This window comes from Thalassobaculum litoreum DSM 18839, from assembly GCF_900102465.1.
GTDB classification, from domain to species: domain Bacteria; phylum Pseudomonadota; class Alphaproteobacteria; order Thalassobaculales; family Thalassobaculaceae; genus Thalassobaculum; species Thalassobaculum litoreum.
In genome coordinates this window covers 77,595-102,958 of record NZ_FNBW01000018.1, presented here as the reverse complement: position 1 = coordinate 102,958, position 25,364 = coordinate 77,595, and the positions used below count along the sequence as shown (strand labels likewise).

The 25,364-nt window shown below is 68.0% G+C and carries 23 protein-coding genes; 12 read left to right on the top strand and 11 right to left on the bottom strand.

The features are described from left to right. Window positions 1-49 precede the first annotated feature (49 nt). The 9 genes from BLS34_RS22525 to BLS34_RS22485 all read right to left on the bottom strand — a co-directional run bounded on the left by BLS34_RS22525 (window position 50) and on the right by BLS34_RS22485 (window position 10,791). Window positions 50-649 (bottom strand): SIS domain-containing protein, encoded by a 600-nt coding sequence (locus tag BLS34_RS22525; RefSeq protein WP_093154088.1) that lies wholly within the window; start codon window positions 647-649, stop codon window positions 50-52. A 6-nt stretch (window positions 650-655) separates the two neighbouring features. Then, window positions 656-2,215 (bottom strand): PfkB family carbohydrate kinase, encoded by a 1,560-nt coding sequence (locus BLS34_RS22520; RefSeq protein WP_093154086.1) that lies wholly within the window; start codon window positions 2,213-2,215, stop codon window positions 656-658. A 269-nt stretch (window positions 2,216-2,484) separates the two neighbouring features. Then, window positions 2,485-4,098 (bottom strand): TIGR04372 family glycosyltransferase, encoded by a 1,614-nt coding sequence (locus tag BLS34_RS22515; protein WP_093154083.1) that lies wholly within the window; start codon window positions 4,096-4,098, stop codon window positions 2,485-2,487. Beyond that, entirely contained in the window at window positions 4,095-5,195 is a 1,101-nt protein-coding gene (locus tag BLS34_RS22510; protein ID WP_215906194.1) for an FkbM family methyltransferase, read from the bottom strand. The genes BLS34_RS22515 and BLS34_RS22510 overlap by 4 nt, the downstream gene beginning before the upstream one ends. 71 nt (window positions 5,196-5,266) lie before the next feature. Beyond that, entirely contained in the window at window positions 5,267-6,385 is a 1,119-nt protein-coding gene (locus BLS34_RS22505; RefSeq protein WP_028795226.1) for an FkbM family methyltransferase, read from the bottom strand. Between the two features lie 73 nt (window positions 6,386-6,458). Further along, window positions 6,459-7,313: a class I SAM-dependent methyltransferase gene (locus BLS34_RS22500; RefSeq protein ID WP_093154079.1), complete on the bottom strand. Its 855-nt coding sequence runs from the start codon at window positions 7,311-7,313 to the stop codon at window positions 6,459-6,461. A 173-nt stretch (window positions 7,314-7,486) separates the two neighbouring features. Further along, the gene (locus tag BLS34_RS22495) at window positions 7,487-8,770 is read right to left on the bottom strand and encodes a TIGR04372 family glycosyltransferase (RefSeq protein WP_093154076.1); all 1,284 of its coding nucleotides are present in this window, start codon (window positions 8,768-8,770) and stop codon (window positions 7,487-7,489) included. A gap of 32 nt (window positions 8,771-8,802) precedes the next feature. Continuing rightward, complete coding sequence (locus BLS34_RS22490) at window positions 8,803-9,465, bottom strand: class I SAM-dependent methyltransferase (protein WP_093154074.1); 663 nt, start codon at window positions 9,463-9,465, stop codon at window positions 8,803-8,805. A gap of 117 nt (window positions 9,466-9,582) precedes the next feature. Next, on the bottom strand, window positions 9,583-10,791 hold the full coding sequence (locus BLS34_RS22485; protein WP_028795222.1) for a hypothetical protein: 1,209 nt from the start codon (window positions 10,789-10,791) through the stop codon (window positions 9,583-9,585). Between the two features lie 136 nt (window positions 10,792-10,927). Between BLS34_RS22485 and BLS34_RS22480 the strand changes: the two genes are divergently transcribed. From BLS34_RS22480 to BLS34_RS22425, 12 genes are all read left to right on the top strand, one after another. Beyond that, window positions 10,928-12,382 carry a Do family serine endopeptidase gene (locus BLS34_RS22480; RefSeq protein ID WP_093154071.1) on the top strand — a complete coding sequence of 485 codons (1,455 nt, stop codon included), beginning with the start codon at window positions 10,928-10,930 and terminating at the stop codon, window positions 12,380-12,382. A 9-nt stretch (window positions 12,383-12,391) separates the two neighbouring features. Next, window positions 12,392-13,729 (top strand): replication-associated recombination protein A, encoded by a 1,338-nt coding sequence (locus tag BLS34_RS22475; RefSeq protein WP_093154069.1) that lies wholly within the window; start codon window positions 12,392-12,394, stop codon window positions 13,727-13,729. Further along, the gene (locus BLS34_RS22470; RefSeq protein WP_093154066.1) at window positions 13,726-14,601 is read left to right on the top strand and encodes a hypothetical protein; all 876 of its coding nucleotides are present in this window, start codon (window positions 13,726-13,728) and stop codon (window positions 14,599-14,601) included. Before BLS34_RS22475 ends, BLS34_RS22470 begins: the two co-directional genes overlap by 4 nt. A gap of 15 nt (window positions 14,602-14,616) precedes the next feature. Further along, window positions 14,617-14,997, top strand: a complete 381-nt coding sequence (gene crcB, locus BLS34_RS22465; RefSeq protein WP_093154063.1) for a fluoride efflux transporter CrcB — start codon at window positions 14,617-14,619, stop codon at window positions 14,995-14,997. Next, window positions 14,994-15,983: an RluA family pseudouridine synthase gene (locus tag BLS34_RS22460; RefSeq protein ID WP_093154061.1), complete on the top strand. Its 990-nt coding sequence runs from the start codon at window positions 14,994-14,996 to the stop codon at window positions 15,981-15,983. Before crcB ends, BLS34_RS22460 begins: the two co-directional genes overlap by 4 nt. 2 nt (window positions 15,984-15,985) lie before the next feature. After that, window positions 15,986-16,672 carry an HAD-IA family hydrolase gene (locus BLS34_RS22455; RefSeq protein WP_093154058.1) on the top strand — a complete coding sequence of 229 codons (687 nt, stop codon included), beginning with the start codon at window positions 15,986-15,988 and terminating at the stop codon, window positions 16,670-16,672. Window positions 16,673-16,675: 3 nt separating this feature from the next. After that, on the top strand, window positions 16,676-18,553 hold the full coding sequence (locus tag BLS34_RS22450; RefSeq protein WP_093154056.1) for an AsmA family protein: 1,878 nt from the start codon (window positions 16,676-16,678) through the stop codon (window positions 18,551-18,553). Window positions 18,554-18,621: 68 nt separating this feature from the next. Continuing rightward, window positions 18,622-19,326, top strand: coding sequence for an ATP12 family chaperone protein (locus BLS34_RS22445; RefSeq protein ID WP_093154053.1), 705 nt, complete (start codon window positions 18,622-18,624; stop codon window positions 19,324-19,326). 97 nt (window positions 19,327-19,423) lie between these two features. Then, entirely contained in the window at window positions 19,424-20,956 is a 1,533-nt protein-coding gene (locus BLS34_RS22440; protein ID WP_028795213.1) for an acyl-CoA carboxylase subunit beta, read from the top strand. Window positions 20,957-21,086: 130 nt separating this feature from the next. Continuing rightward, a complete protein-coding gene (locus tag BLS34_RS22435; RefSeq protein ID WP_093154051.1) occupies window positions 21,087-23,075 on the top strand; it encodes an acetyl-CoA carboxylase biotin carboxylase subunit in 1,989 nt (662 codons plus the stop codon). A gap of 14 nt (window positions 23,076-23,089) precedes the next feature. After that, complete coding sequence (locus tag BLS34_RS22430; RefSeq protein WP_028795211.1) at window positions 23,090-23,374, top strand: acylphosphatase; 285 nt, start codon at window positions 23,090-23,092, stop codon at window positions 23,372-23,374. A gap of 173 nt (window positions 23,375-23,547) precedes the next feature. Further along, window positions 23,548-24,039 carry a hypothetical protein gene (locus tag BLS34_RS22425; RefSeq protein ID WP_028795210.1) on the top strand — a complete coding sequence of 164 codons (492 nt, stop codon included), beginning with the start codon at window positions 23,548-23,550 and terminating at the stop codon, window positions 24,037-24,039. A 6-nt stretch (window positions 24,040-24,045) separates the two neighbouring features. On the opposite strand, the gene BLS34_RS22420 is transcribed toward BLS34_RS22425, so the two are convergent. After that, on the bottom strand, window positions 24,046-24,477 hold the full coding sequence (locus BLS34_RS22420; protein ID WP_093154048.1) for a GFA family protein: 432 nt from the start codon (window positions 24,475-24,477) through the stop codon (window positions 24,046-24,048). A gap of 96 nt (window positions 24,478-24,573) precedes the next feature. Next, entirely contained in the window at window positions 24,574-25,311 is a 738-nt protein-coding gene (locus BLS34_RS22415; protein WP_093154046.1) for an SDR family oxidoreductase, read from the bottom strand. Between the last annotated feature and the right edge of the window lie 53 nt (window positions 25,312-25,364).

The following is a 25,364-nucleotide window of genomic DNA, read 5'->3' as shown; positions in this document are numbered from 1 at the left end:
GGTCCCATCCTGCGGCTCACCCGCCGATCCTGACGTGGAAGCGGTGCGCTCATGCGGTCTCCGAGTCTCGGTCGCCGTGCTCCGGCCAGGCGCCGGTCAGGAGGTCGATCGCCAGATGGCACAGCATGAAATGGCTGCACTCGACGAAGCCGTAGCTGTCGCTGTTGATATAGAAGTTCAGCGCGCCCATCGATCGCAACGGGTTGTCCGGCCGAAACCCGCTCATCGTGACGACCTCCATCCCGCCGTCGAGCGCGGCCCGTGCGGCGGTCAGGATGTTGGCCGACGATCCGGAACTCGAGATCGCGAGAAGCAGGTCGCCCGGTTTGCCGAAGAGCTCTATCGGCCTGGCGTAGACGTTCTCGTATCCCAGGTCGTTGCTGATGCAGGTCAGCAGGGCGGCGTCACTGAATGCCAGGGTCGGGACCTTGCCGTTCTTCGAGAAATCCGTCGCGAAATGGCTGGCGATGGCGGCACTGCCTCCGTTGCCGACTATGACGGCCTTGGCGCCCGCGGCCGGCAGGGCGGCGAACCGGCCGACGAGGCGGCCGATGGCGGAATCAAGATCGACCGGCGCACCGGCGGCGTCGGAGACCTGAACCCCTCCCACCGTATCGCGCATGCGGTCGAAATAGCCGAGTGCCGCCATGATCTCTCACTTCAGCATGGAGATAACCGCCTTGATCATCATCACCTTGTCCACCGAGGTGCGGTGACCGACGATACCGACCTGGATCGCACCGGCAATGTTGCCAAGGAAACCGACCGTGCGCATGCGCCCGCCGGCGGCGACCAGCGGCGCGGTGATCGCAAGGAATGCGTCGCCGGCGCCCATCGTGTCCGCCACCCTGTCGGCGAAGGCCGGGATCTGCGTGGTCGCCTCGTCCGGGGCGTAGACCTGGCAGCCGATCCGTCCATGGGTCACGGCGATCTTGCTCTTCGGCTGCTGCAGCGCCAGGCCGCGTGTGATCAGGTCCTCGACCGAGCCATGCTGGTCGCCGATGGCCAGCCGGGCCTCCAGGGCATCGATGCAGATATAGTCGGGGCGCGGATACTTGGTGATCAGGTTGAAGCCGTAATTCGCGCTGTTCGTCTGAGTGTTCACGGCCAGGAAACGCGCGTGCCGGGTCAGCATGTCGATGGTCGACGGCTTGATCATGCCGTGGCCGAAATCGTTGACGATCACCACGTCGTAGTCGCCGGCGATCTCGGCCAGCCGTCCATTGATCTGCTGCTCGACATCGTCGGCCACCGGCTTGTCAACCATGTGATAGGTCTCGAACAGCTTGCGGACCGAGGCGGCGTCGATATAGCGGCTCTTGCGGGTCGTCGGTGCATCGGAGCGTTCCAGACCGATCAGCCCGACATTCGGATTGAGCTTGCCCTCGACGAACTCGCGGTAGGAGTCCTGGGCGCCGAAGACGGTCAGGACATCGACCTGGCGGCAGAAGGTCGAGACGTGGTTGGCCGTCGCGAAGACGCCGCCCGCAAAGACCTCGCTGGACTGGTTCAGCACCGTGACCAGGTTTTCCTTCGGGGCGCGGCCCATGGGGGTCACGTAGCGGTATTCGTCGATGATGGCGTCGCCGACCACGAGGATCCGCATGGTCTCGACCCGGTCGATCAGGTCGAGGATCTCCTGCTGCTCGTCGCGGGCGCGCAGCCCCTCGACGAACTGCCGGACATGTGGCTCGAAGGGATTGAAGAAGCGGTTGATCAGCGAGGACGAGCTGTGGGTGACGTCGTCGGTGAAGACCACCTTGCCGCCGAACCGCTCCACCGCGCGCCGCTCGTCGACGATCTTGCCGGTGACGTCCGACGCCATGTCGGCGTAGTCGGATCCTTTGACGTAGACGTCCGGTTTGATCGCCTGAATGGCCGGTTCGGCGGTCGGGCCGACATTCAGCCCGACATGGTCGACGAAGGAGAGGGCGGCCAGCATCTCGGCGCGCACCAATTCGCCGAACACGGGTCGGCCCGGGCCCTTGTTGACGAAGCGATCCGGGGTGACCGAGACCACCAGCAGATCGCCGTGGCTGCGGGCCTCCTCCAGATGCCGGATGTGGCCGATATGCAGAATGTCGAACACCCCATGGGCGAGGACCACGCGGCGACCCTCGGCACGCGCCATTTCGACCGCCTTGCCGATGTCCTCCAGGGTGTTGATCTTGGCGGCGGCATTGGCCGGCGGTTGCGTGGGTGACGGGGCCGTCATCGGTCGGTCTTGAACCTGTTCATGGTACTCTCACCGTCGCTTCGCGGGTCGGACCTGCTTGTCTCCACCTGTTGCCCGGACCGATTCCCCAGGCACTCCGCACCTTCTGACTGTAAACGCACTTAATTGGCGCTCATACCTCAATCCCCGACCCTGCCTGCCCGCCTGCCCCGGGTTCGTGTCCGATTGTCGCGCGCGGCGACATCGATCGCGCCGATTTCTGCAAGAACACTGGCCGAATAGGATCGCGCGGCCGGCCACGCGGCCGGTCATCCCCCGTAGTAATGGTTCCAGAAACGCGGCGGAATTTTCGGCCGCATGCGGAGTGGAGATTGTCCGAATCGACGCTGTGCTTCCTCAAAGTCGCTGTCCGGGAGATCGAGCAGGCCGGTCTCGCGGTCGGCGTGGCGCTCCATCAGCTGAACCGCCTCAAGGATATCCTCCGGGCGGCTGATCTCGTGATAAATGGCGTGGAACTCCAGTTCCTTGTCGTTGGCGAGGCGCGGGAAGCGTGTCGCGAAGGTTTCGAACGGCACGATGTTGCCGTCGACGTCGAACAGGGGTTTGAACACCGTCAGGACGTTCGGTGTGTCGCAGATGTTCACCAGGGTGATGTAGTTGGTGAAGGCGACCGGGCGACCGAACAGCATGGGCACGTAGGACATGCCGGACGCCGTGCCGAGGTGGTAGTGGCACTGGCTGGCCAGAAAGATGTCCATCCAGTCCGACTTGTGCTCGGTGAACGGGTAGTCGATGAAGCCGGGCCGCGTTCCCAGCGGGGTCATGGACGTGTCGCCCAGGCGGATGACAACGCCACCGTTGTCGATCACCGCATCGATCGCTTCCCGATAGGAGTCGATCGATCCGTTTCGCATGCCGTAGTACTCGGTATCCCGGAACCGCGCGGCGAGGGACTCCGCGTGGAACCCGGGCTCGCGGACATGCATGGTGACGATCCGGTCGCCGGGTTCGACGCCGTATTCGGCGAGCACCGCGTAACCGCGCTCAATCACCTCTGGCTCCAGGGTCAGGAACGGGCGCCGTCCCTCCGACCAGACCCGACCCGCCTCCGACAGCAGCTTCATGACGTGAGCGAGCCGGTGATCCTTCAGGAAGAAGCTCTTCGCGCCGTCGGCGATTTCGCCGAAGCGGTGGTTTGGCGGCACCTCCGGATCCAGCCGCGTCAGGATGCGGGTGCTGAGGAACGCGTTGTGGAACCTGCCGGGGATGGCCGCGACCTTCCGGGGGCCGAACCCGTCGCCCCGCAGGGTTTCGACCAGAGCGGCGGCAACGACGCAGTGGCCGACATTCAGGAAGTATCCCGGCGACAGCACCAGGGTTTCTTCGGCCGAGCGCATCTGGTGCTCCACCGCGGCCCAGAACATCTCCAGCCGGTCGGCCTCCTCGAGAAGACCGGCGTTGCGCATCGGGGGCAGGGTGGCGCGTATCCCCTCGATCGCGTTGCGAAAGTCGCCCAGGACACTGCCGGATGTCTGCGAAATGGCGCCGGTGGTCATGAACGAGAAGAAGACTGCGGCGAGCTTCTGACCTGGCCCTTCCTGCATGCCGAGCAGATCTAGCGATGCCGATCTCTCACCGTTCTTCCAACGGGCGAAGTTCGTCAGGAAGATGTTCGCCGCTGCGTGAGGCGGGTTCACGCGTTGAAACATCCCGGCGACAATCCCGCCGCGCTGATCCAGGCTGCGTCCACCGGCCATAACCACGACCAGATTGAGCAGCGTTATCATCGCAGTGTGATCGAGCCACAGGATGAAGAGGGTCTTGAGCGCCGAGTCGTCCCGACCCGCTGATTGTCGCAGGGTATCCAGCAGGTCACGGACCTGACGCAGGCGCTCCGGCGATGCCCCGGCCGGAGGAGTCACGGCGATGCGTTCCGGGCCGGTCCGGCCGGGCGGGGCTCGAAGACGAGCTTCGGGTTGGGATCCTTCGGATCGGGCCGAATGTCGCCGGCCTGGTCGATCGGGTACATGCCCTCTTCGGTCATCTGTTTGGCGATCCAGCGGTCCTTGGCGAAGAACGCGAGGAGATCGGCCGCGTCCCGGCCCTGCCGGGCAACCAGGTGGGGGTGGAACTCGACGACGAAGATCGTGCGGGCCCGGTCGATGATCCGGGCCGCACCTTCGAGCACCGGGAGTTCATGCCCTTCGACATCGATCTTCACCATGGTGGGCAGGAGCCGATCATCGGCGAAGGTCGCGTCCAGGGTGACCAACGGCACGGCGTCGTTGACCAGCGACAGGGGAAACGTGTCGAGTTCTCCGCCTTCCTGGGCCTCCAGCTGAAATCCCGGATGCGGGGTCATCCGCTGGATCATGCCGAGGCCCGGCGTCGAGGAGGCGCCCGCATGGAGCACGCGCAGCTGGTCGAAGCCGTTGATGATGGCGAGCTGCTCGATCAGCGGGATCAGCTCTCTTTGCACCTCCAGGGCGAAGACGCTGGCGCCTGTGGTCGACGCGAAGGCGCTCGTGTACCCGATATGCGCGCCGACATCGACGAACACGTCCCCGGGTCGCAGGGTGTCGGTGACGAAGTCGTGCAAGGCATGCTCGAAGCCGCCTTCGTAGCCCTCGGCGATCTCCTTGAAGACCCGGGCGGGACCGTCGGCCAGCGGGAAATTGATCGGCTGTCCGTTCCGAGTGGTTGCCTGCCACGTGTTGGCATTGGCAACCCGCATCGCACGCTGCCGGATGTACTGGATCAGCTGCTGCACCCGGTAACGAATGTGTGCCAGTCGTGTCCGAACCGCCGGATCGGCGCCCGCCGAGGTATCGAGCAGCAGAACCGACCGCTGGATCGACTGTGCGCACCGCGCGAGATCGGCCCTGGTTATCGGTGGCCAATGGGCGTCGACCGTGGCTGCGGGGTTCGCCGGATCGCTTAGCAGGGAGCGTCGGGCCGCCTCACGGTGCGCCAGCGTAGGGTCTTCATGCGTCATCGAGGCCTCTTCCGGCTTTCCCATGCGGGGCATGGACTCGCGGCTTGTGTGGCGGCGTCGGTTGAGAACCGTGACCCCAGAACCACCGCCAAGGCTTAATCCATTTTAGGGGTAAGGACAATTTTGGGGTGGCTGTCGCGGGCGTCCGGGATGATGTCCTGGGGACCGGAGATCGGTTTGACGCCCTCGTCGGTCAGTTGGCCCAGATCCCACAAGGCGCGGTCGAACTGGGCGGTGACCTCTTCGCCGCGGCGCTTGAAACTCGCCATGTGCTCGCTGGAGTGATACTCGATCACGAAGATGGTCCGGCGCTTCTCGATGATGCTCCGCGCCCCTTCCAGGATATCCGCCTCGTGGCCCTCGGCATCGATCTTGATGATCTTGGGCATCAGGTCGTCGTCATTGAACGCGGCATCCAGCGTGATGGTCGGCACATAGTCGTTCAGGATCGAGTCGGGGTCGCCCAGGAGGTCGGTATGGGTCGCGCCTTCGAGCTGCGCGGCGGGCGTCGTCCAGCCGCGGCGCATCAGCGACAGCCCGGACTTCGACGATGCCCCGAGATAGAGCGGACGCAGATGGTCGAACGCGTTGATGGTCGCGAGCTGTTCGAGTAGCGGCATCAGGTTGCGCTGGATCTCCAGCGCGAAGACCGTGCAGCCGGTGGTCGCCGCGAAGGCGCTGATGTAGCCGGTATGGGCGCCGATATCGACGAACACATCGCCGGGGCCGAGGCGGTCGTTCAAGAAGGTGATCAGGGCCCGCTCGTAGTGTCCGCCATATTCCTCGACGATCTTCTTGAACATGTCGGCGGCCGGATCGGTCATCGGGAAGCGGATGACCTGTCCGTTGGGGGCGGTGACCGACCAGACGTCCTTCGTATGCCAGCGTTTCTCGCGGCGCTGAAAGAATTCGATGAGCTGACGGACCCGGTCGACGGCGCGGATCAGATACTGGATCTGACCGGGATCCTCGACCAGCCCGCTGGCACGTAGCACGAGGGCGTGGCGGATGCGCTTGGAACTGGCCAGGAGCTGAACGCGGGTCCGGGGCGGCCAGGTCGCCCCGATCAGCGGCGCGCCCTGATGTGGGTCCTCGACCGCCTGCCGGCGGAACTCGGCGGCGTTCTGCGTGTCGAACATGTGCAAGGCCCAATCCAACGGCCAAGCCTTCTTGTCACCGGCGCCGCCATCCTTACCGGTCGTGCTGTCGGCCATGCGTCAGACCTTTCCGTCAATCGAATCAATTGTAGCATTGTCGAACATTCGGCGCACCGATCTCCCTGCTCCACTACCGGACGGTTCGGATGGCCGCCACCGCCGCGCGCGTCTCCGGGGGTGCGTAGATCGCCTGGGGCGGCACGCGGAGTTCGTCGGGACTGTCGGCAGTGCGGCGAAGCGCCACCATGCAGCAGTCGAGTACGTATTGCGGAAGCTGCCCCGGAGCCGCAGCCTGCATGTGGAGGCCGGTGTTCCGCAGGAAGTTGATGGCGACGGTCAGGCGGAAGTTGCCGTACTGGCCCTCCAGCGGCTTGATCGGCATGCTGTCGAAGTCGAACTGGCAGGTGCCCTGCTCGTCGAGTTTCACCGACCGGCCGACCACGTCGTCCACGTACTGGAAGTCGCCGATCTCCATGTTGTTGGCCACCGCCAGATCCGTCCACAAGGTCGGGTGGAGATTGTAGAAGCCGTGGTTGATCTCGCCGAATGTGGGGAGCACGAGCAGGGCCACGCCGCCCACCGCCAGATGGCGGTACTGGGAGCGGAGGACCGTGGCCACCTCGAAGATGTGCTCGGCCGTGCCGAAATTGGTGACCGCGCTGAACTTGCGTCCGAGATCGAGCGGCTCGTTCAGATCGTGCTGCACTTCGGCAAGCTCGTCGCCGAAGTCGACCGCGAGGTAGTCGTCCAATCCCAGGGCCCGATACACTTCGGTCTGGGGGCGCGGCGCCGCCGGCGTGCCGTAGATCCGCTCCATGGAATCCTGGGCCGCCTGCTCGCCTGTCCGGCGGGTGAGGAATTCGCTGACCACGGGGCGTGCCGCGTTGATGTGCTGGGGGCCAAACTCGAGGACCGGGCCCGGCGGAATGATCTGGTACTCCGCCAGATGATCCAGCCAAGCCAATGTGATCGCACTGAGCGCCATCGCTGATTCACCCCTGCCCATCCGTCGCGGTGGGCCGACCCGGAGGCCGACCTTACGTCGCAGCAGACTAACAGATCGCGGTCCGCCGTCCGCCTCTATCCTGTCTGCCCGGGCGTGGGACCGACCACGGGGCCACGATGGAAGCCGGCCGCCGGTGGCGCGGGCGACTGGGATCAGTCCAGGAAGTCCGGGGCGGACTCAAGAATCTTGCCCGAGAAATCGCCGAAGGGATGGGCGTGGCTGTAGAAGTCCAGCGTCTCCTTCTGGAACCAGGGATCGGCGGCAATCTCGCGCTCATACGCCCGCCCCAGGGCCAGGAATCGGCGGTAGTCGTCCGGCGGCAGGCGGCTCGGGCCGCCGGCGAGCATCCCGAAGAACTCTTCGGTGGCGGCATCGATCTCGTCGGCCGAGTTTTCCACCACGCTAATGTCGAGCCTCGCGTAGTCCTCGGAGCGGATCACCGCCGGCAGACGACGGTCGAGGATCTCGCGGTAGGGGAGCATGCGTCCGGTCCTGTCGTCCCGGTACCGTTTGAACAGCGACAGGTCGCGGGTATAGGGCAGGTTCAGGTGCTCATACGGCGTGTTGGTGCGCAGGGTGGGGGTCCCGAAGGCGGCGGCGACCCAGATCGGCCCGGAATTCTGCGCCGTCCCGAAGGCGGCGTCGGCCAGCACGGCGAGATCGGCGGCGCGATCCTGCGGAGCCAGTTCCGGCAGGGCGTCGGGCAGGCTGAAATAGCCGTCGCTGAACCAGTCCGGCGGCTCCAGGCCCTTCTCGCCGATCCGCACCACCTGATAGCCGGCGTCGAGGATGCGCCGGATCGACGGCCGGTAGGTTTCGATGCTGGCGGTGCGGTGACCGTGATGGGTCATCGTCTCGCGGTATTTCGGCGTGCGCATGTGGAAATAGGCGAAGGGTGCCTCGGGATCGAGGCCGATGTCCCGCAGCTGCGCGTGACCCTTCTCCCGTGCGGCGTCCGGCAGGCCGATCAGCTTCGGCTCGACCCCGTCCACCATCTTCTTGAAGAAGTCGACGATCGTCAGCCGCGGCGAGCTCAGCAGCAGGTGGAACAGCTTCAGATCGGCCAGGCCGCCGTCGATGAACCCCATCGCCAGGATGACCTCGTCGTCGGTCTGCACCCACACGAAGCGGTCGCCGTAGCAGGACGGGACCAGGGCGTTGGTGCCGGGGCGGTCCCAGGGCCCGGTGACGACGACGATCCGGTCGTAGCTGTCGCCGTAGAGGCTGTCGAGGATCTGCGGCTCCAGGGTGAAATGGCCGATGCGGTCGGACTGGGTGAGGATGTAGACCAGCGTCCGCTGGCCCTCGCGCAGGTGCGGCATCACCATGCCGAACAGCTTCGCCAGGTTCTCGCGGGTGACGAATTTGGTGCGCATGTCGCGCTCGAAGGCCTCGGCGTCGGGCCTGGGGGTCTCGGGCAGGTGGGGTCCGGTCATCGGGTCATGGCACCGTGCGGTGGGGTGGCCGGCTACTCGAAGTAGATGTATTCGACGTCGCCCTGATATCCGGCCTGCTCATAGACCCAGTCCCATTCCTCCGGCGTGAGGAACGACTCGCAGGTCAGCTGCCAGTACAGCAGGTTCACCTTCTCCGTCTCGTTGCGGTAGCTCTCGACCATGATGTAGCGGTTGCGCCGGCCGACCCGCTGGATCTCCCGCACCGCCGAGACGAGGTCGGGCAGGCGCAGATTGTGGAGCGTGGCGAGCGAGATCACCAGGTCGAAGCTGTCGTCCTCGAAGGGCAGCTCCCTGGCATGGCCGTGGCGCAGCATCGGCCGGATCTCCTCCTTGGCGTTCTCCAGCGCGTAGGTCGAGATGTCGAGACCGACGACCTCGATGCCGGGGACCGCTCGGGTGAACTCGTAGAGCAGGAACGCCTTGCCGCAGCCGACATCGAGGACGCGGTCGCCCGGCTTCAGGCCGTAATGTTCGGCCATGGCCTCGGCCACGGGCAGCCAGCGACCGTCGTAGCGATAGCCGCCATAGCCGTAGCGCCGGTCGCCGTCCCAGTAGTCGCGGCCCCATTGCCTGGCGACCCGGGCGGACTCCGCCTTGTCGTGCTCGTTCACCCGCCCGAGATAATCGCGGGCGGTGCGGGTGTGCAGCGGGGTGACGAACTCAACCAGGGCCATTGCTTCGATCCATGGGGCAGACGGGTGCCGACATTTGAAGTGCTTGGGCGGGAAAGGTAGGCAAGGACCCCGGCCGAGGAAACTCCGAACTTCGGCGCGCGATGCTAGCAGCCGCCCTCAGACGTCGGCCAGATCCAGGAACGTGGCCACTTCCATCAGTTCCATGTTCTCCGGATGGGCGAAGACGAGGCTGCGGAGGTCGTCGGCGATGATGTTGGCCGCCGCGTGGTCGCCGCGGTCGCGATGGGTCAGCACAAGATTGGCCGAGGCCTTGGCATGGGCGAGGCAGATCGAGGGATCGTCGTCATGCACCACCGACAGCCCGGACAGGTCGCCGTAGAGCAGGGTCGCAAGCTCCGTCTCGCCGCTCTCGCACAGGTCGGTGATCAGGTTGAAGGCGGCGTCGGCCAGCCGGCGGCGCACCGGCGGGCCGGCTTCCGGCAACTGGGCCAGGGACGACAGGTCGTCGTAGTGCCGCCGCGCCAGGGCGACCTCGCCGCGGGTGCCGAGACCGGTGACGAAGGCGAACAGCCCCTCCGCCGCCAGGTCGACCAGATCCGGGTCCACCGGGGCGCGGCGGGCGACCTCGATCAGCGCCGCCAGTTCGGTCAGGCCGCCGACCGCGGCGGGCTGGGAGGCGGATGTGGCGGCGGACAGGGTGCCGGTCTCGGCCCGGCGGGCGGCATGGGCGACCCGATTGAACAGGCCGCGGCCGCGTTGCTGGCGCACCGGCAGGATCTCCGGCTGGTCGGCCTCCAGACGGGCGAGGTCGGCCAGCGCCCGGTCGGCTTCCAGCGGCGCGTCCGCCTCCAGGGCCAGGGCGACCAGGTTGGCCGCCCCCTTGGCATGGGCGCAGGCCACGTTCGGATCGCCGCCGCGGGCGAGGCTGATGGCGACGACGGTGCGGTAGGTGTCGAGCGCGCGCGGGAAGCCGGACTGCCGCGCCTCGGCCAGCATCAGATCGACCGACGCCTCGGCCAGGGCACGGTGGGGCAGGGGATCGTCCTCGTCGCGCAGGGACAGGGTGGCAAGGAACAGGTGGGCGTCGCGCACGATCCCGATATCGCCGATCCGCCGGCCGATCGCCAGATACCGGGTGGCGCCGCAGACCGCGACCCGCATCAGCCCCTCGGTCTGGGGATGCAGATCGGCGATCTCGCGCAGCCGGCCGAAGGCCGTGCGCGCCTCGGAGAGGTCGGCCGGGGGTAGGCCGGCGGGCAGATCGGAGGCGTGCTGGACATGGGCGCCGATCGCCTCTGCGGCGATATGCGCGGCATCCAGCGGGCGCTGGGATCTCGGGTTCTGAGGTTCCGGCGCGTCGGTCATGCCGCGCCCCCTTTTCCTGTCACCGGGGATCCGGGTTGGAATGCCCTCTGGCACCGCCGGCTGGACTCCCTAGATTGGGAAGCCTAACACAGCTGCCTGTGGCTACAACCGACCTGCACGGGCTGGAGATCCGAGAATGAAGTGTCTGACCGCCGCTTGGCGCGCCGTCTGCCTGATACTGGCCGTTTGTATCGCGCAGAATCCCGTTCCCGCCGTCGCCCAGGGGGGTAACCAGACCGAGGTGATCCCGCGCGGAAAGGGCGAGATAAGCCTGACCTTCGCGCCACTGGTGCGCGAGGTGGGGCCGGCAGTTGTGAACGTCTACACCCGCACGGTGGTCTCCGAGCGGCGGGGCGTGTCGCCGCTGTTCGACGACCCGTTCTTCAAACGGTTCTTCGGCGATCTGGTCCCCTCCCTGCCGCAGCGCCGGCGCGAGGCGACATCGCTCGGCTCCGGCGTGATCGTCGATGCGGCCGGCACGGTGGTGACCAACAATCATGTCATCGAGGGCGCCGACGAGATCACCGTCGTGCTCAACGACCGGCGCGAGTACAAGGCGCGGCTGATCCTGGCCGATCCGGACACCGACCTCGCCGTGCTGGCGATCGACGGGGTGGACGAGCCGCTGCCCTATGTCGAGATCCATGACAGCGACGACCTGGCGGTCGGCGATCTGGTGCTGGCGATCGGCAACCCGTTCGGGGTCGGCCAGACCGTGACCATGGGCATCGTCTCGGCCCTGGCCCGCACCAATGTCGGCATCACCGACTACAGCTTCTTCATCCAGACCGACGCCTCCATCAACCCGGGCAATTCCGGCGGCGCGCTGATCGGCACCGACGGCCGGCTGGTCGGCATCAACACCGCGATCTATTCCAACCAGCGCGGCGGCAGTCCGGGCGGCTCGGTCGGCATCGGCTTCGCCGTACCCTCCAACATGGTGGCGACGGTGCTCCGCGCGGCCAGGGACGGCGGGGTGGTGCGCCCCTGGCTCGGTGCCAGGACGCAGACCGTCACCGCCGATCTGGCCGACAGCCTGGGCATGAAGCGGCCGGTCGGCGCCCTGGTGAACGACCTCTATCCCGGCGGTCCGGCCGAGCAGGCCGGCCTCCAGGCCGGCGACGTGATCGTCGCCGTCGACGGCCGCGAGGTGATCGACAGCGGGGCCCTGCGCTACCGGGTCGCCACACGCGCGCCGGGCGAGGATGTCGCCATCCGGGTGATCCGCGGCGGCGCGGAGCGCGATCTGTCCCTGGCCATGGTCCCGCCGGCCGAAGATCCGCCGGCCCAGGTCACCGACGTCACCGGGCGTAACCCCTTCGCCGGCAGCCGGGTGGCCAACCTGTCCCCCGCCCTGGCGGTGGAAGAGGGCTTCGACGAGATGGCACGGGGCGTCGTGGTGCTCGGCCTCAAGCGCGGCTCGGCCGCCGACCAGATCGGCGTGCGCCGGGGCGACATCGTCGTGCGGGTCAACGGCCTGGAGATCGACAGCGTCGCCACCTTCAACGAGGCGGTGGCCAGCCCACGCGGCGGCTGGGAGCTGGCGATCAAGCGCGACGGCAAGGTGCTGACCACCCGGGTCCAGGGCTAGGCGCGGGCCATGAGCCTGTTCGAGAGCCAGGCCCCGCGTCCGCTCGCCGACCGGCTGCGCCCGGAACGGCTGGAGGAGGTGGTCGGCCAGGACCACCTGCTCGGTCCCGAGGGGCCGATCGGGCGGATGCTGGCCAAGGGCCGGCTGGCTTCGATGGTCCTGTGGGGGCCGCCGGGCTGCGGCAAGACCACCATCGCCCGGCTGCTGTCGGAGAAGGCGGGGCTGGAGTTCATGCCCCTGTCGGCCGTGTTCTCCGGCGTCGCCGACCTGAAGAAGGCGTTCGAGCAGGCCCGCGGCCTGCGCGCCTCCGGCAAGGGCACCCTGCTGTTCGTCGACGAGATCCACCGCTTCAACCGCGCCCAGCAGGACGGCTTCCTGCCGGTGGTGGAGGACGGCACCGTCACCCTGGTGGGGGCGACGACCGAGAATCCCAGCTTCGAGCTGAACGCCGCGCTGCTGTCCCGCGCCCAGGTCTTCGTGCTGCGCCGGCTCGACGACGCGGCGCTGGACCGGCTGCTCGACCGGGCGGCGGAGGAGGAGGGGCGGCCCCTGCCGGTGACCGAGGACGGCCGCGCCACGCTGCGCGCCATGGCCGACGGCGACGGCCGCTTCCTGCTGAACATGGCCGAGGAGGTGTTCGAGCTCTCGCCGCACCAGCCCCTGGACTCCGCCGGGGTGGCCGCCGGCGTGAACCGCCGTGCCCCGGTCTACGACAAGAACCGGGAAGAGCATTACAACCTGATCAGCGCGCTGCATAAGTCGATGCGCGGCTCCGATCCGGACGCGGCCCTTTACTGGCTGGCCCGCATGCTCGCAGGCGGCGAGGATCCGGCCTATCTGCTGCGCCGGCTGACGCGGTTCGCGGTGGAGGATGTGGGCATGGCCGATCCGACCGCCGTCACCACCGCCATCGCCTGCTGGGAGACCTACGACAGGCTCGGCTCGCCGGAGGGGGATCTGGCGATCAGCCAGCTGGTCATCCACCTGGCAACCGCGCCGAAATCCAATGCCGGCTACAAGGCCCATGGGGCGGCCAAGCGGGCGGCGAAGGAGACCGGCTCGCTGATGCCGCCGGCGCATATTCTCAACGCGCCGACCAAGCTGATGAAGGAACTGGGCTACGGCGCCGGCTATGCCTACGACCACGACGCCGAGGACGGCTTCTCCGGTCAGGACTACTTCCCCGAGGGCATGGCGCGGCAGCGCTTCTACAACCCGGTGGAGCGCGGCTTCGAGCGCGAGATCCGCAAGCGGGTCGACTATTTCGACAAGCTGCGCGGCAAGCGGCGGCAGTCGCAGGACGCGGCACCCACCGACACCCCGGACGCGCCGGACGAGGGCGCATGACCGCCCTCCCGGCCTTCGACCGCTTCTACGGGATCGACTGGTCGGGCTCTAAGGCGCGGCGCCTGCCGGGGCTGCAGGTGGCGGAGTGCGCGCCGGGCACTGCGGCGCCGAGACTGCTCGACGGCCCGCAGCCGGGCGGGCTGTGGCGGCGGCTGGACGTGCTGGCCCTGCTGGAGCGGGAGAGAGACGCGGGCGCCCGGGTGCTGGCCGGGTTCGATTTCGCCTTCGCCTATGCCCATGCCGATCACGGCGGCTATTTCCCGGGCACCGGTCCCGACCTGGCGGATGTCCGCGCGCTGTGGGCGTTCGTTGAAGATCTCGCAGGGGAGACCGAGGATCTCTACGCCGGGTCGGTCTACGCCCCGGGTTCGCCGGTCGCCGATCACTATCTGTCCCCACTCGGGCGGGGATCCCTTTACACCTACCGCCAGCGCCGGGCGGAGCAGGCCTGCGCCGCCGTCACCACGCCGCATCCGGTGTTCAAGTGCATCGGCGCCGCCAATGTGGGCACCGGATCGCTGGCGGGCATGCGGCTGCTGCACCGGGTCGCCGGCTGGGCGGCGGTCTGGCCGTTCGCGCCGCCGGAACCGCTGACGGTGGCGGAGATCTTCCCGCGCCGGTATTTCATGGCGGTCGGCCAGGATCCCCGCGCCTGGCGCGATCCGGCGGTGATCGACGCGACCCTCGCCGGATACGGCAGCGCGGCCTATGCTGGCGCCGCCTTGGATGCCGCCCTGGATACCGAGGACAAGGCCGACGCGGTGGTCGCGGCGGCGGCGCTGCGCCGATTGTCGGACGATCCGACGGTCTGGTCGGCTCCGGCCCGCGAACCCGCTTCCCGGCACGAGGGCTGGATATTCGGCGTCACCTGAGATAAGCCCGCGCCCATGAAGATGCTTCTCGCTGTGGCCCTGGGCGGCGCGCTCGGCGCGGTCCTGCGGTACAAGACCGTCGGATGGATCGCGCACCTGATGGGGCACGGCTTTCCCTGGGGCACGCTGGCGGTCAACGTGGTCGGGTCGTTCGCCATGGGCGCGCTGATCGAGCTGGGGGCACTGAAGCTGAACCTGTCGGGCGAGATGCGGGCGTTCCTCGCCGTCGGACTGCTCGGCGCCTTCACCACCTTCTCCACCTTTTCGCTGGACGTGGCGACGCTGTGGGAGCGGGGTGCCGTGATGGCGACCGGCGCCTATATCGCCGCTTCGGTGGCCCTCTCGATCCTGGCGCTGTTCGCCGGGCTCGCCTTTGTCAGGACGGTGATCGCATGAGCGCCTATGTCGAAACCCGCACGGTCGACGCCGACGAGGCGGAACAGCGGCTGGACCGCTGGTTCAAGCGGCATTTCCCGGCGGTCGGCCACGGCCAGCTCTCCAAGCTGTTACGCACCGGGCAGATCCGCATCGACGGCAAACGCGCCAAGGCGAACCAGCGGCTGGAGGCCGGGCAGCAGATCCGCATTCCGCCGCTGGGCGACGCGCAGCCGCATCTGCAGTTCGCCAAGCCCGCCCGCAAGGACACCGAGACCGGCGCCGAGCTGATCGAGGCCGTGATCTACCGCGACGACGAGATGATCGCGATCAACAAGCCCGCCGGCCTTGCCGTCCAGGGCGGGTCGGGCACGACCAAGCATATCGACGGCGCGCTGGACAGCCTGCGCTTCGGCTACAGCGAGCGGCCCCGGCTGGTTCACCGGCTCGACAAGGACACCTCGGGCGTCCTGGTGCTGGCCCGCACCCAGCGTGCCGCCCGCCGGCTGACCCATGCGTTCCGCGCCAAGTCGGCGCTGAAGATCTATTGGGCGCTGGTGGTGGGCGAGCCGAAACCGACCAACGGCCAGATCGAGCTGCCGATCGGCAAGCTGCCGGGCAAGCTCGGCGAGAAGATGGCCGTCGACCACGAAAACGGCCAGTCGGCGGTTACCCGCTACGTCACCCTGGAGAAGCTCGGCCGGCGCGCCGCTCTCGTCGCCCTGTCGCCGGTGACCGGGCGCACGCACCAGCTCCGCGTCCATATGGAGGCCATCGGCACCCCGATCCTGGGCGACGGCAAGTACGGCGCGGCGGAAGCCTTCCTGCAGGGGGAGGGGATCAGCCGCAAGCTGCACCTGCACGCCCGCGCCATCCGCATCCCCGACGAGGACGGCGTGCCGATCGAGATCATCGCCCCGCTGCAGGATCACATGATCCGCTCGTTCGACTTCTTCGGTCTTGAGCCGGAGCTTGACGGGTCGCCGTTCGAGCCGTTCGAGGAGTAACCGTGCCCGCCCTGAAGCTCTGTGTTTTCGATCTGGACGGCACGCTGGTCGACAGCCAGCACCGCATCGTCGCCGCCATGACCGCCGGTTTCGCGGCCGAAGGGCAGGTGGCGCCGATGCCGGACGCGGTGCGTCAGGTCGTGGGCCTGCCCCTGGACGTGGCGATCCGACGGCTGGCGCCGGGCATCGGCGGGTTGCAGATCGAGCGGCTGGTGGAAGCCTATCGCGACGCCTATTTCGACCCGCGCAACGACGGCGAAGGGCCGGAGCCGCTGTTTCCCGGCACGCGCCAGATGCTCGACGCCATGGAGGCCGACGGATGGCTCCTGGCCATCGTCACCGGCAAGAGCCGGCGCGGGCTGCTCCACGTCCTGGACGCCCACGGAATCCGCCAGCGCTTCGTCTCGCTGAAATCGGCCGATGACGGACCGGGCAAGCCGAACCCGACCGTGCTGCTGGAGGCCATGGCCGAGGCCGGGTGCACGGGCCGGCGCACGGTCATGGTCGGCGACACCAGCTTCGACATGGAGACGGCGGTGAACGCCGAGGTCGCCGCCGCCATCGGCGTATCCTGGGGCTATCACGACGCGGTTCGGCTCCAGGCGGCCGGATCGGTTATCATCCTCGACAGGTTCGACCAGCTCCCGTCCGTGGCGGACGGCCTGGTGGCCTCGCAACAGGAGGAGTGAACCATGCGCTGGATCCAAGTCCTCGCCGGTCTCGTCGGCGTTCTCGCGATTGTCGTCATCGGTTTGGTGATCTTCGTCGCGACCCTGGACCTGAACAGCTACAAGTCGGAGATCGAGGCGGCTGTGGCCGAGGCGACCGGCCGAGACCTGACGATCGAGGGCGATCTCGACCTCGCCTGGACGCCGCGCCCGACGCTCAGCACCGAGACGGTTCACTTCGCCAATGCCGACTGGGGCAGCCGGCCGGACATGGCCACGGTCGGCAAGCTGAAGGTGGCGGTGGACGTGGTGCCGCTGCTCTCGGGCACGCTGGACGTGCAACACATCGCGCTGGCCGACGTGGACATCCTGCTGGAACGCAACGCGGACGGGGCCTCCAACTGGCAGCTCGGCGGCGGCACTGGCGGCGGCACTGGGGGCGGCGCTGGGGACGGCGGCGGCGGGATGACGGTGCCGCTGATGCGCAGCGTCGAACTGGTCGATGTGGTGCTGCGCTGGAAACCGGCGCCGGATGCCGAGGCGCAGACCGTGCGGATCAACCGTCTCGACCTCGAGGCCGGGGAGGGCAACGGGCCGCTGGACGTCACGCTCGAGGCCGATGTGAACGGTGATCCGGTGACGCTGACCGGAACCCTGCCGGCGGTGGCGGAAGCGCTGCGGCCGGGGGCAAGTCTGCCGATCGACGTGACGGGCAGCATCGGCGCGCGCGAGATCGCGCTGGCCACCAACCTGCGCTACGCCCTGGGCAAGGACGGCGGTCTGGCCTCGGTGGAGGCCGACCGGCTGTCGCTGACCGCCGAAGGGGTCACGGTGACCGGCAGCGCCTCGCTCGCCCTGGACGGGGCGCGGCCGAGGCTGGTGGCCGACCTGAAGAGCGACGCCGTCACCCTGCCCGAGGGCGGGGAGGACGGAGCGGGCGACGGGCTGGAGGCGGCCCTGCCGCTGGCGCTGCTCGGCCTGGTGGACGCCGAGATCAAACTTGCGGTGGCCTCCCTCTCCGCCGACGAGCTTTCGGTGACGGACATCGCCGCCACCGCCACGCTGACCGACGGAACCCTGCGTCTCGATCCCGTCGAAGCGGTGCTGTCCGACGGCAGGATCGAGGCCACGGCCACGATCGCCGCCAACGAGGCGGTGCCGACCCAGGCCCTGAAGGCGTCGTGGACGGGGGCCGATTTCGGCAAGCTCGCCCGCACTCTGCACGGCTCCGAGACGCTGGAGGCGAAGGGCGACGCGGCGGTCGACCTGACCGCCTCCGGCGCCAGCATCCGCGACATGATCGCCAGCCTCGCCGGTACCGCCTGGATCACCACCGAGGACGGCAAGATCGCCAACGAGGACTGGGAACTGATCGCCGCGGACCTGACGACCAAGTTCCTGCCCTTCCTGGAAGGGGCGGCCCGCGGCACTCTGAACTGCGCGGTCGGCCGCTGGACCCTGAAGCGCGGCGTCGCCGACACGGTCGCGCTGATGATCGACAGCGACCGGGTGACCGTCGGTGGTGAGGGCACGATCGACCTCGCCCGCGAGACCCTCGACATGCGCCTGACCCCCAGCCCGAAGGACGCCAGCCTGGTCAGCCTCGCCACGCCGATCCTGATCACCGGCAAGATCGCTGACCCGGACATCGCGCCCGACCCGGTGGCGGTGGCCAAGGGCGTCGGCTCCCTGGTCGGCGGCGCCGCGCTCGCCGGACCGCTGGCGCTGATGCTGCCCTTCGTGTCGTCTGGGTCGACGGAGCCGGCCTGCGCCGAGGCCGTCGCGGTGGCCCAGGGCACCAAGCCGATGCCGAGCGGCGGGAATGCCGGCGCCACCGAGCAGCCGGGCAAGCCCGGCGGCATCAAGGGCCTGTTCGACAGTCTCCGTAAGGCGGTGGAATAGCCGATTGGGAACCGACAGAGGCCAAAACCGACAGAGGCCGAGACTGATAGAGGAAAGACACGACCCGCATGAAACGCTTCTACAAGACCGTCGCCGTGAGCGAGGCGGATGACGGTGCCTTCCTGGTCACCCTCGACGATCGCAACCTCAGCTCCCCCGCCAAGCGTCCGCTGCGGCTGCCGACACGGGGCGTGGCCGAGGCGATCGCCGAGGAATGGGACGCCCAGGGCGAGAAGATCGACCCGTCCTCCATGGCGATGATGAGCTTCGCCGCCACGGTGACCGACCGGGTCACCCCCCAGCGCGACCATGTTGTCGGCGAGATCGCCGGCTTCGGCGGCTCCGACCTGCTGTGCTTCCTGGCCGACGGGCCGGACGAACTGGTCGGCCGCCAGGTCACGCAATGGACCCCGTGGCGCGAGCGGGCGGAGAAGCGGCTGGCCATGCGCCTCGTCGTGACCTCCGGCGTGATGCCGGTGCGGCAGTCCGAGGAGGCATTGGCGGCCTTCCGCGCGTCGGTGGAGGCCGTCGACGACTGGTCCCTGGCGCCGTTGCACACCGCCACCTCGATCACCGGCTCGCTGATCCTGGCGCTCGCCTTCCTCGACGGCGATCTGGGCGCCGCGGAGGCGTTCGGGCTGTCGCAGGTCGACGAGGCGTTCCAGGTGGAGAAATGGGGCCAGGACCGCGAGGCCGAGCTGCGCCGGCGCGGTCTGCTGGCCGAGATGAAGGCGGCCGAGCGGTTCAAGACCCTGGTGAGCGGCGAACGCTGACCGCGCCAACAGAATGAATTCCCGGTCACATATGCCGGAGAATTGCTCTAGGATCGCCGGCCGAACGACTGTGGGAAACGCGTAAGGGGCATCGACGATGCAGGACATCATCCACCGTCTCGAAGAGATGCGGGAGCAGGCCAGGGCCGGTGGCGGCGAGAAGCGGGTCGCCGCCCAGCATGCCAAGGGCAAGCTGAGCGCGCGCGAGCGCATCGACCTGCTGCTCGATCCCGGGTCCTTCGAGGAGTGGGACATGTTCGTCGAGCATCGCTCGACCGATTTCGGCATGGCCGAGCAGAAGGTGCGCGGCGACGGCGTGGTGACCGGCTGGGGCACGGTGAACGGCCGTCTGGTCTTCGTCTTCAGCCAGGACTTCACCGTGTTCGGCGGTTCGCTCTCCGAGGCCCATGCCGAGAAGATCTGCAAGGTCATGGACCAGGCGATGAAGGTCGGCGCCCCGGTCATCGGCCTGAACGACAGCGGCGGCGCGCGCATTCAGGAAGGCGTTGCCTCGCTGGGCGGCTATGCCGAGGTGTTCCAGCGCAACGTGCTCGCCTCGGGCGTGGTGCCGCAGATCTCCATGATCATGGGCCCCTGCGCCGGCGGTGCCGTGTACTCTCCAGCGATGACCGACTTCATCTTCATGGTGAAGGACAGCTCCTACATGTTCGTCACCGGACCGGACGTGGTGAAGACCGTCACCCACGAGACGGTGACCCACGAGGAACTGGGCGGGGCGGTCACCCACACCACCAAGTCCGGCGTCGCCGACCTCGCCTTCGACAACGACGTCGAGGCGTTGCTGAACCTGCGCCGGTTCATCGATTTCCTGCCCAGCTCCAACCGCGAGCAGCCGCCGGTGCGGCCGACGGCGGACGAGGCGGACCGCCCGGAATACTCGCTCGACAGCCTCGTGCCGGCGAACCCGAACAAGCCCTATGACATGAAGGAGCTGATCCTCAAGGTCGTGGACGAGGGCGATTTCTTCGAGATCCAGCCGGGCTATGCCGGCAACATCCTGATCGGCTTCGCCCGCATGCAGGGCTCGACGGTGGGCATCGTCGCCAACCAGCCGATGGTGCTGGCCGGCTGCCTCGATATCGAGAGCGCGAAGAAGGCCGCCCGGTTCGTGCGGTTCTGCGACTGCTTCAACATTCCGATCGTGACCTTCGTCGACGTGCCGGGCTTCCTGCCGGGTACCGCCCAGGAATTCGGCGGCATCATCAAGCACGGCGCCAAGCTGCTCTTCGCCTATGCCGAGGCGACGGTGCCGAAGGTGACGGTCATCACCCGCAAGGCCTATGGCGGCGCCTATGACGTCATGAGTTCCAAGCACCTGCGTGGCGATGTGAACTACGCCTGGCCGACGGCCGAGATCGCGGTCATGGGGCCGAAGGGCGCGGTGGAGATCATCTTCCGCGGCGATCTCGGCGACGAGGCCAAGATCGAGGCCCGCACCGAGGAATACCGCGAGCGCTTCGCCAACCCGTTCGTGGCGGCCAGCCGGGGGTACCTGGACGACATCATCCGCCCGCACAACACGCGCCGCCGGATCTGCCGGGCGCTGGCCATGCTGCGCGACAAGCAGCTCAGCAACCCGTGGAAGAAGCACGACAACATCCCGTTGTGACGGCTGCGGGGCACCCCCGACCGTCTTCCCGGACCTGATCCGGGATCCAGGGGCGGGGCGGCTGCGAGCTTGGTGAATTGGCCCTGAATCGAGTTCAGGGCGACGAGAAAAGAACAGGGAACTGGGTCCGATGTTCAATAAAATCCTCATCGCCAACCGCGGCGAGATTGCGTGCCGGATCATCCGCACCGCCAAGCGGATGGGTATCGCGACAGTCGCCGTCTATTCCGACGCCGATGCGGACGGCAAGCATGTGCGCATGGCCGACGAGGCGGTGCGGCTCGGCCCGCCGCCCTCGGCCGAGAGCTACCTGCTGATCGACAAGATCATCGAGGCCTGCAAGCAGACCGGCGCCGAGGCCGTCCATCCGGGCTTCGGCTTCCTGTCCGAGCGCGCCGCCTTCTGCGAGGCGCTGGAGAAGGCCGGCATCACCTTCATCGGCCCGGGCGTGAAGGCCATCGAGGCGATGGGCGACAAGATCACCTCGAAGAAGATCGCCAAGGAGGCCGGGGTCAGCACGGTGCCGGGCTTCGTCGGGCTGATCGAGGGACCGGACCATGCCGCCGAGATCGCCGACGAGATCGGCTATCCGGTGATGATCAAGGCCACCGCCGGCGGCGGCGGCAAGGGCATGCGCATCGCCCATTCCAAGGACGAGCTCAAGGACGGCGTGCGCTCGGCCATGAACGAGGCCCGCTCCTCCTTCGGCGACGACCGGGTCTTCATCGAGAAGTTCGTCACCGAGCCGCGCCATATCGAGATCCAGGTGCTGGCCGACAGCCACGGCAACGTCATCCATCTGGGCGAGCGCGAGTGCTCCATTCAGCGCCGCCACCAGAAGGTCATCGAGGAGGCCCCGTCCCCGTTCATCGACGCCGAGACCCGGGCGAAGATGGGCGAACAGGCCTGCGCGCTGGCCCGGCAGGTGGGCTACGTCTCCGCCGGCACGGTCGAGTTCATCGCCGATGCCGACAAGAACTTCTACTTCCTGGAAATGAACACCCGCCTGCAGGTCGAACATCCGGTCACCGAGATGGTCACCGGCCTCGACCTGGTGGAGCAGATGATCCGGGTCGCCTATGGCGAGAAGCTGCCGCTGACCCAGGACGAGGTCAAAATGGACGGCTGGGCGATCGAGGCCCGCGTCTATGCCGAAGATCCGTTCCGCGGCTTCCTGCCGTCGATCGGCCGGCTGACCCGCTACGACCCGCCGCTCGACGTCGACGGCATCCGGGTCGATGACGGCGTGGAGGAAGGGTCGGAGATCTCCATGTTCTACGACCCGATGATCGCCAAGCTGATCGCCTATGGCGAGACCCGCGACCAGGCGGCCGACCGCATGGGCGAGGCGCTGAACCGCTATCGGATCCGCGGCGTCGGCCACAACATCCCGTTCCTGTCGGCCACCATCGCCATGGACCGGTTCCGCAAGGGCAACATCACCACCAACTTCATCGCCGAGGAATTTCCCGACGGCTTCGAAGGGGCGGCGATCGGCGACTACGAGCGCGGCGCGATGCAGGTCCTGGCCGTCGCCTTCGCCCGCGACGACGCCGAGCGCAGCCTGCGGATCAGCGGCCAGGTCGCCAACCGCGGCAAGTCGGAGATCGCCACGGTCTGGACCGTGCGCGAGGGGCGCGAGAACACCCGCGTCGAGATCCGCCCGGTGGAGGACGGCTACGACGCGGTGGTCGGCGGCCAGCGCTATGCCGTCCGCGGCGCGCTCGACGCCACCATCGCGGTGTTCGACGGCAACGTGAACGGCGAGCCCTTCCCGGTGCAGATCGACCGCGACGGCATCTACCGCGCGCTGTCCTTCGGCGGCGCCTCGATGCGGGTGCTGGTGGTGCCGCCGCGGGTGGCGGACGCGCTGGACAAGATGCCGGCCAAGGAAGCGGCCGACACCTCCAGGCTGCTGGTCTCGCCGATGCCGGGCCTTCTGGTCTCGCTCGCGGTCTCGGAAGGCGACCCGGTGAAGGTCGGTCAGGAGATCTGCGTGGTGGAAGCCATGAAGATGGAGAACGTGCTGCGCGCCGAGAAGGACGGCACGGTCGCCAAGATCCACGCCAGCGCCGGCGCCAGCCTCGCGGTCGACCAGACCATCGTGGAATTCGAATAGAATAGGAGGCTTACATGGCCGAGACCCGACACCTGACCGTCACCGGCCGGGTGCAGGGCGTGGCCTACCGCGCCTGGACCATCGGCACCGCCAAGGAACTCGGCCTTGTCGGCTGGGTCCGCAACCGGCAGGACGGTGCGGTCGAGATCACCGCCCGCGGCGAACCGGACGAACTGGACGCCCTGGCCACCCGGTGCCGGCGGGGACCGCCCATGGCCCAGGTCCAGGACGTGGTGGAGGCGACGGTCGACGACGATCCGGATCTCGGCCCGTATTTCGTGCAGATCGCCTCGGCGTAGGCTCGATTAGGCCTGGAATCGATTCGGCCTGGGATCGATTCGGCGGCGCCGGCAGGCGACTGCCGCGGCCCTACCGCGCCCCTGCCGCATGAAAGCTCTAGGCTCCCGCCGCCGGCTGACGAAACCGACGCCAGGCCGTATCGTTCTCGTAGAGACGACGCGAGGAGGCTGCGATGACGCTGATCGATCCCCCGTCCCATCGGCAGTGGACCGAGCGCCTGCGCTGGTTCGACGACCGGCTGCGCCGGGCCGGCGGCGGCGGTCCGCTCCAGGTCGACGCACAGACCGAAGCGATCCTCACCGAGCTGCGCCGGGTCTTCGCCGCCGGTGCCTGGGTGACCGCCGTCATCCTCGCCCAGACCGCTATCGACAGCGACGTGGCCGACCAGGTCGGGCATGACGACTGGGAGATGGAGGAGGCGGATGTGGCGGTCGGCATGAGCGCCGGAGGGCGCGCCGGTGGGGGCGGTGGGCTGCATCTGAACACCGTGCGCTTCGGCCGCGACTACGTCTGGCTGCGCGACAAGCGCAACGGCTACGTCCATAACGACGACCGGCTGCCGGCGATCACCGCCCGCGAACTCGCCCTGGAGGCCGCGCGCCTGGAACAGGAGGCCCGCAAGGCGGTGGAACTGATGGCCGACGCCCTGGCGGGGGCGGCGTAAGGCGCGCTACCCCCGGGGCGGCATCGGGACGCTGTCGCCGCCATCGGTGTAGGCCGGGGCGTCGTCCAGGTCGTAATAGTCGCCCTTCTCCGCGGTGAAGATGTGCGCGGCGATCTGCAGGTCGCCGTCGCAGCCGTCATCGAGGGAGCCGGCGGCGATGGACATCTTCTCGCCGCCGTCCATACGGAAGAAGATCGAGCAGCCGCAGGTCTTGCAGAAGCCGCGCCGGCTCTTCGGCGCGGACCGGTACCAGCCGAGATCCCGGCTCTCGACCATCTCGAAATGCTCGTTCCACACGTCGAACGAGGGCAGGAAGTGCCCGGTCATCCGCCGGCATTCGCGGCAATGGCAGGCGACGATCTGCTTGATCGGACCGGTGATCTTGTAACGCACGCCGCCGCACATGCAGCCGCCTGTGCGCGCCGGATGGTCAACCATGGCATGTCCTCCCCATCATTTGGTCCGGCAGAGTGCCAGCGCGCGCCCGGGGTGAAAAGTTCTTTTTTTGTTCCTTTTCGCGGGCGGCGCTTCCCCCTACGGTCGGCCGCCCGCGACCCGGATGTTGGCGCCGGCCGTGTAGGCGGCCCGGTCGCTCATCAGCCAGACGATGGCCTCGGCGATCTCCTCCGGCTCGCCAAGGCGGCCCATGGGGATGCGGCCCACATTGGCGGCGGCCGCCTCCTCGGTGACCATCTCGGTGGCGGTCATGCCGGGGGAGACGGCGTTCACCCGGATGCCCTCGCCGGCGACTTCCTGGCTGAGGCCGATATGCAGCGAGTTCACCGCCCCCTTGGAGATCGCGTACATCACCTGGGTACCCGGATTGCCGAGATAGGCCGAGCCGGAGGAAACGTTGACGATCGCCCCGCCCTTGCCGCCGTGTTTGGTGGACATCCGCTTCACCGCCTCCCGGCAGGCGAGGATGCAGCCGACCACGTTGGTCTTCAGCACCCGGTCGATATCGGCGGGTTTCAGGGCATCGACCCGGCCGACCGGGCCGATGATGCCGGCGGAATTGACCAGCCCGTCGATCGGGCCCAGTTCCTTTTCGACCGCCTCAAACATGGCGACCACCTGGGCCTCGTCGCCCACATCGGCCTGGACCGTCATGGCCCGGCGACCGGCGGCACGCACATCGGTGGCCACCTTCTCTGCGGCCTCGGCATTGCCGGCATAGTTGACGGCGACGTCCCAGCCCTCGCGGGCCAGCAGGCGGCAGGTAGCGGCGCCGATGCCGCGCGATCCACCGGTAACGAGAGCGATTTTCGCCATTTGGTTTCCTCCCTTTGATATGCGGGGAGGATAGCGCGATGCGGGCCCTGCGG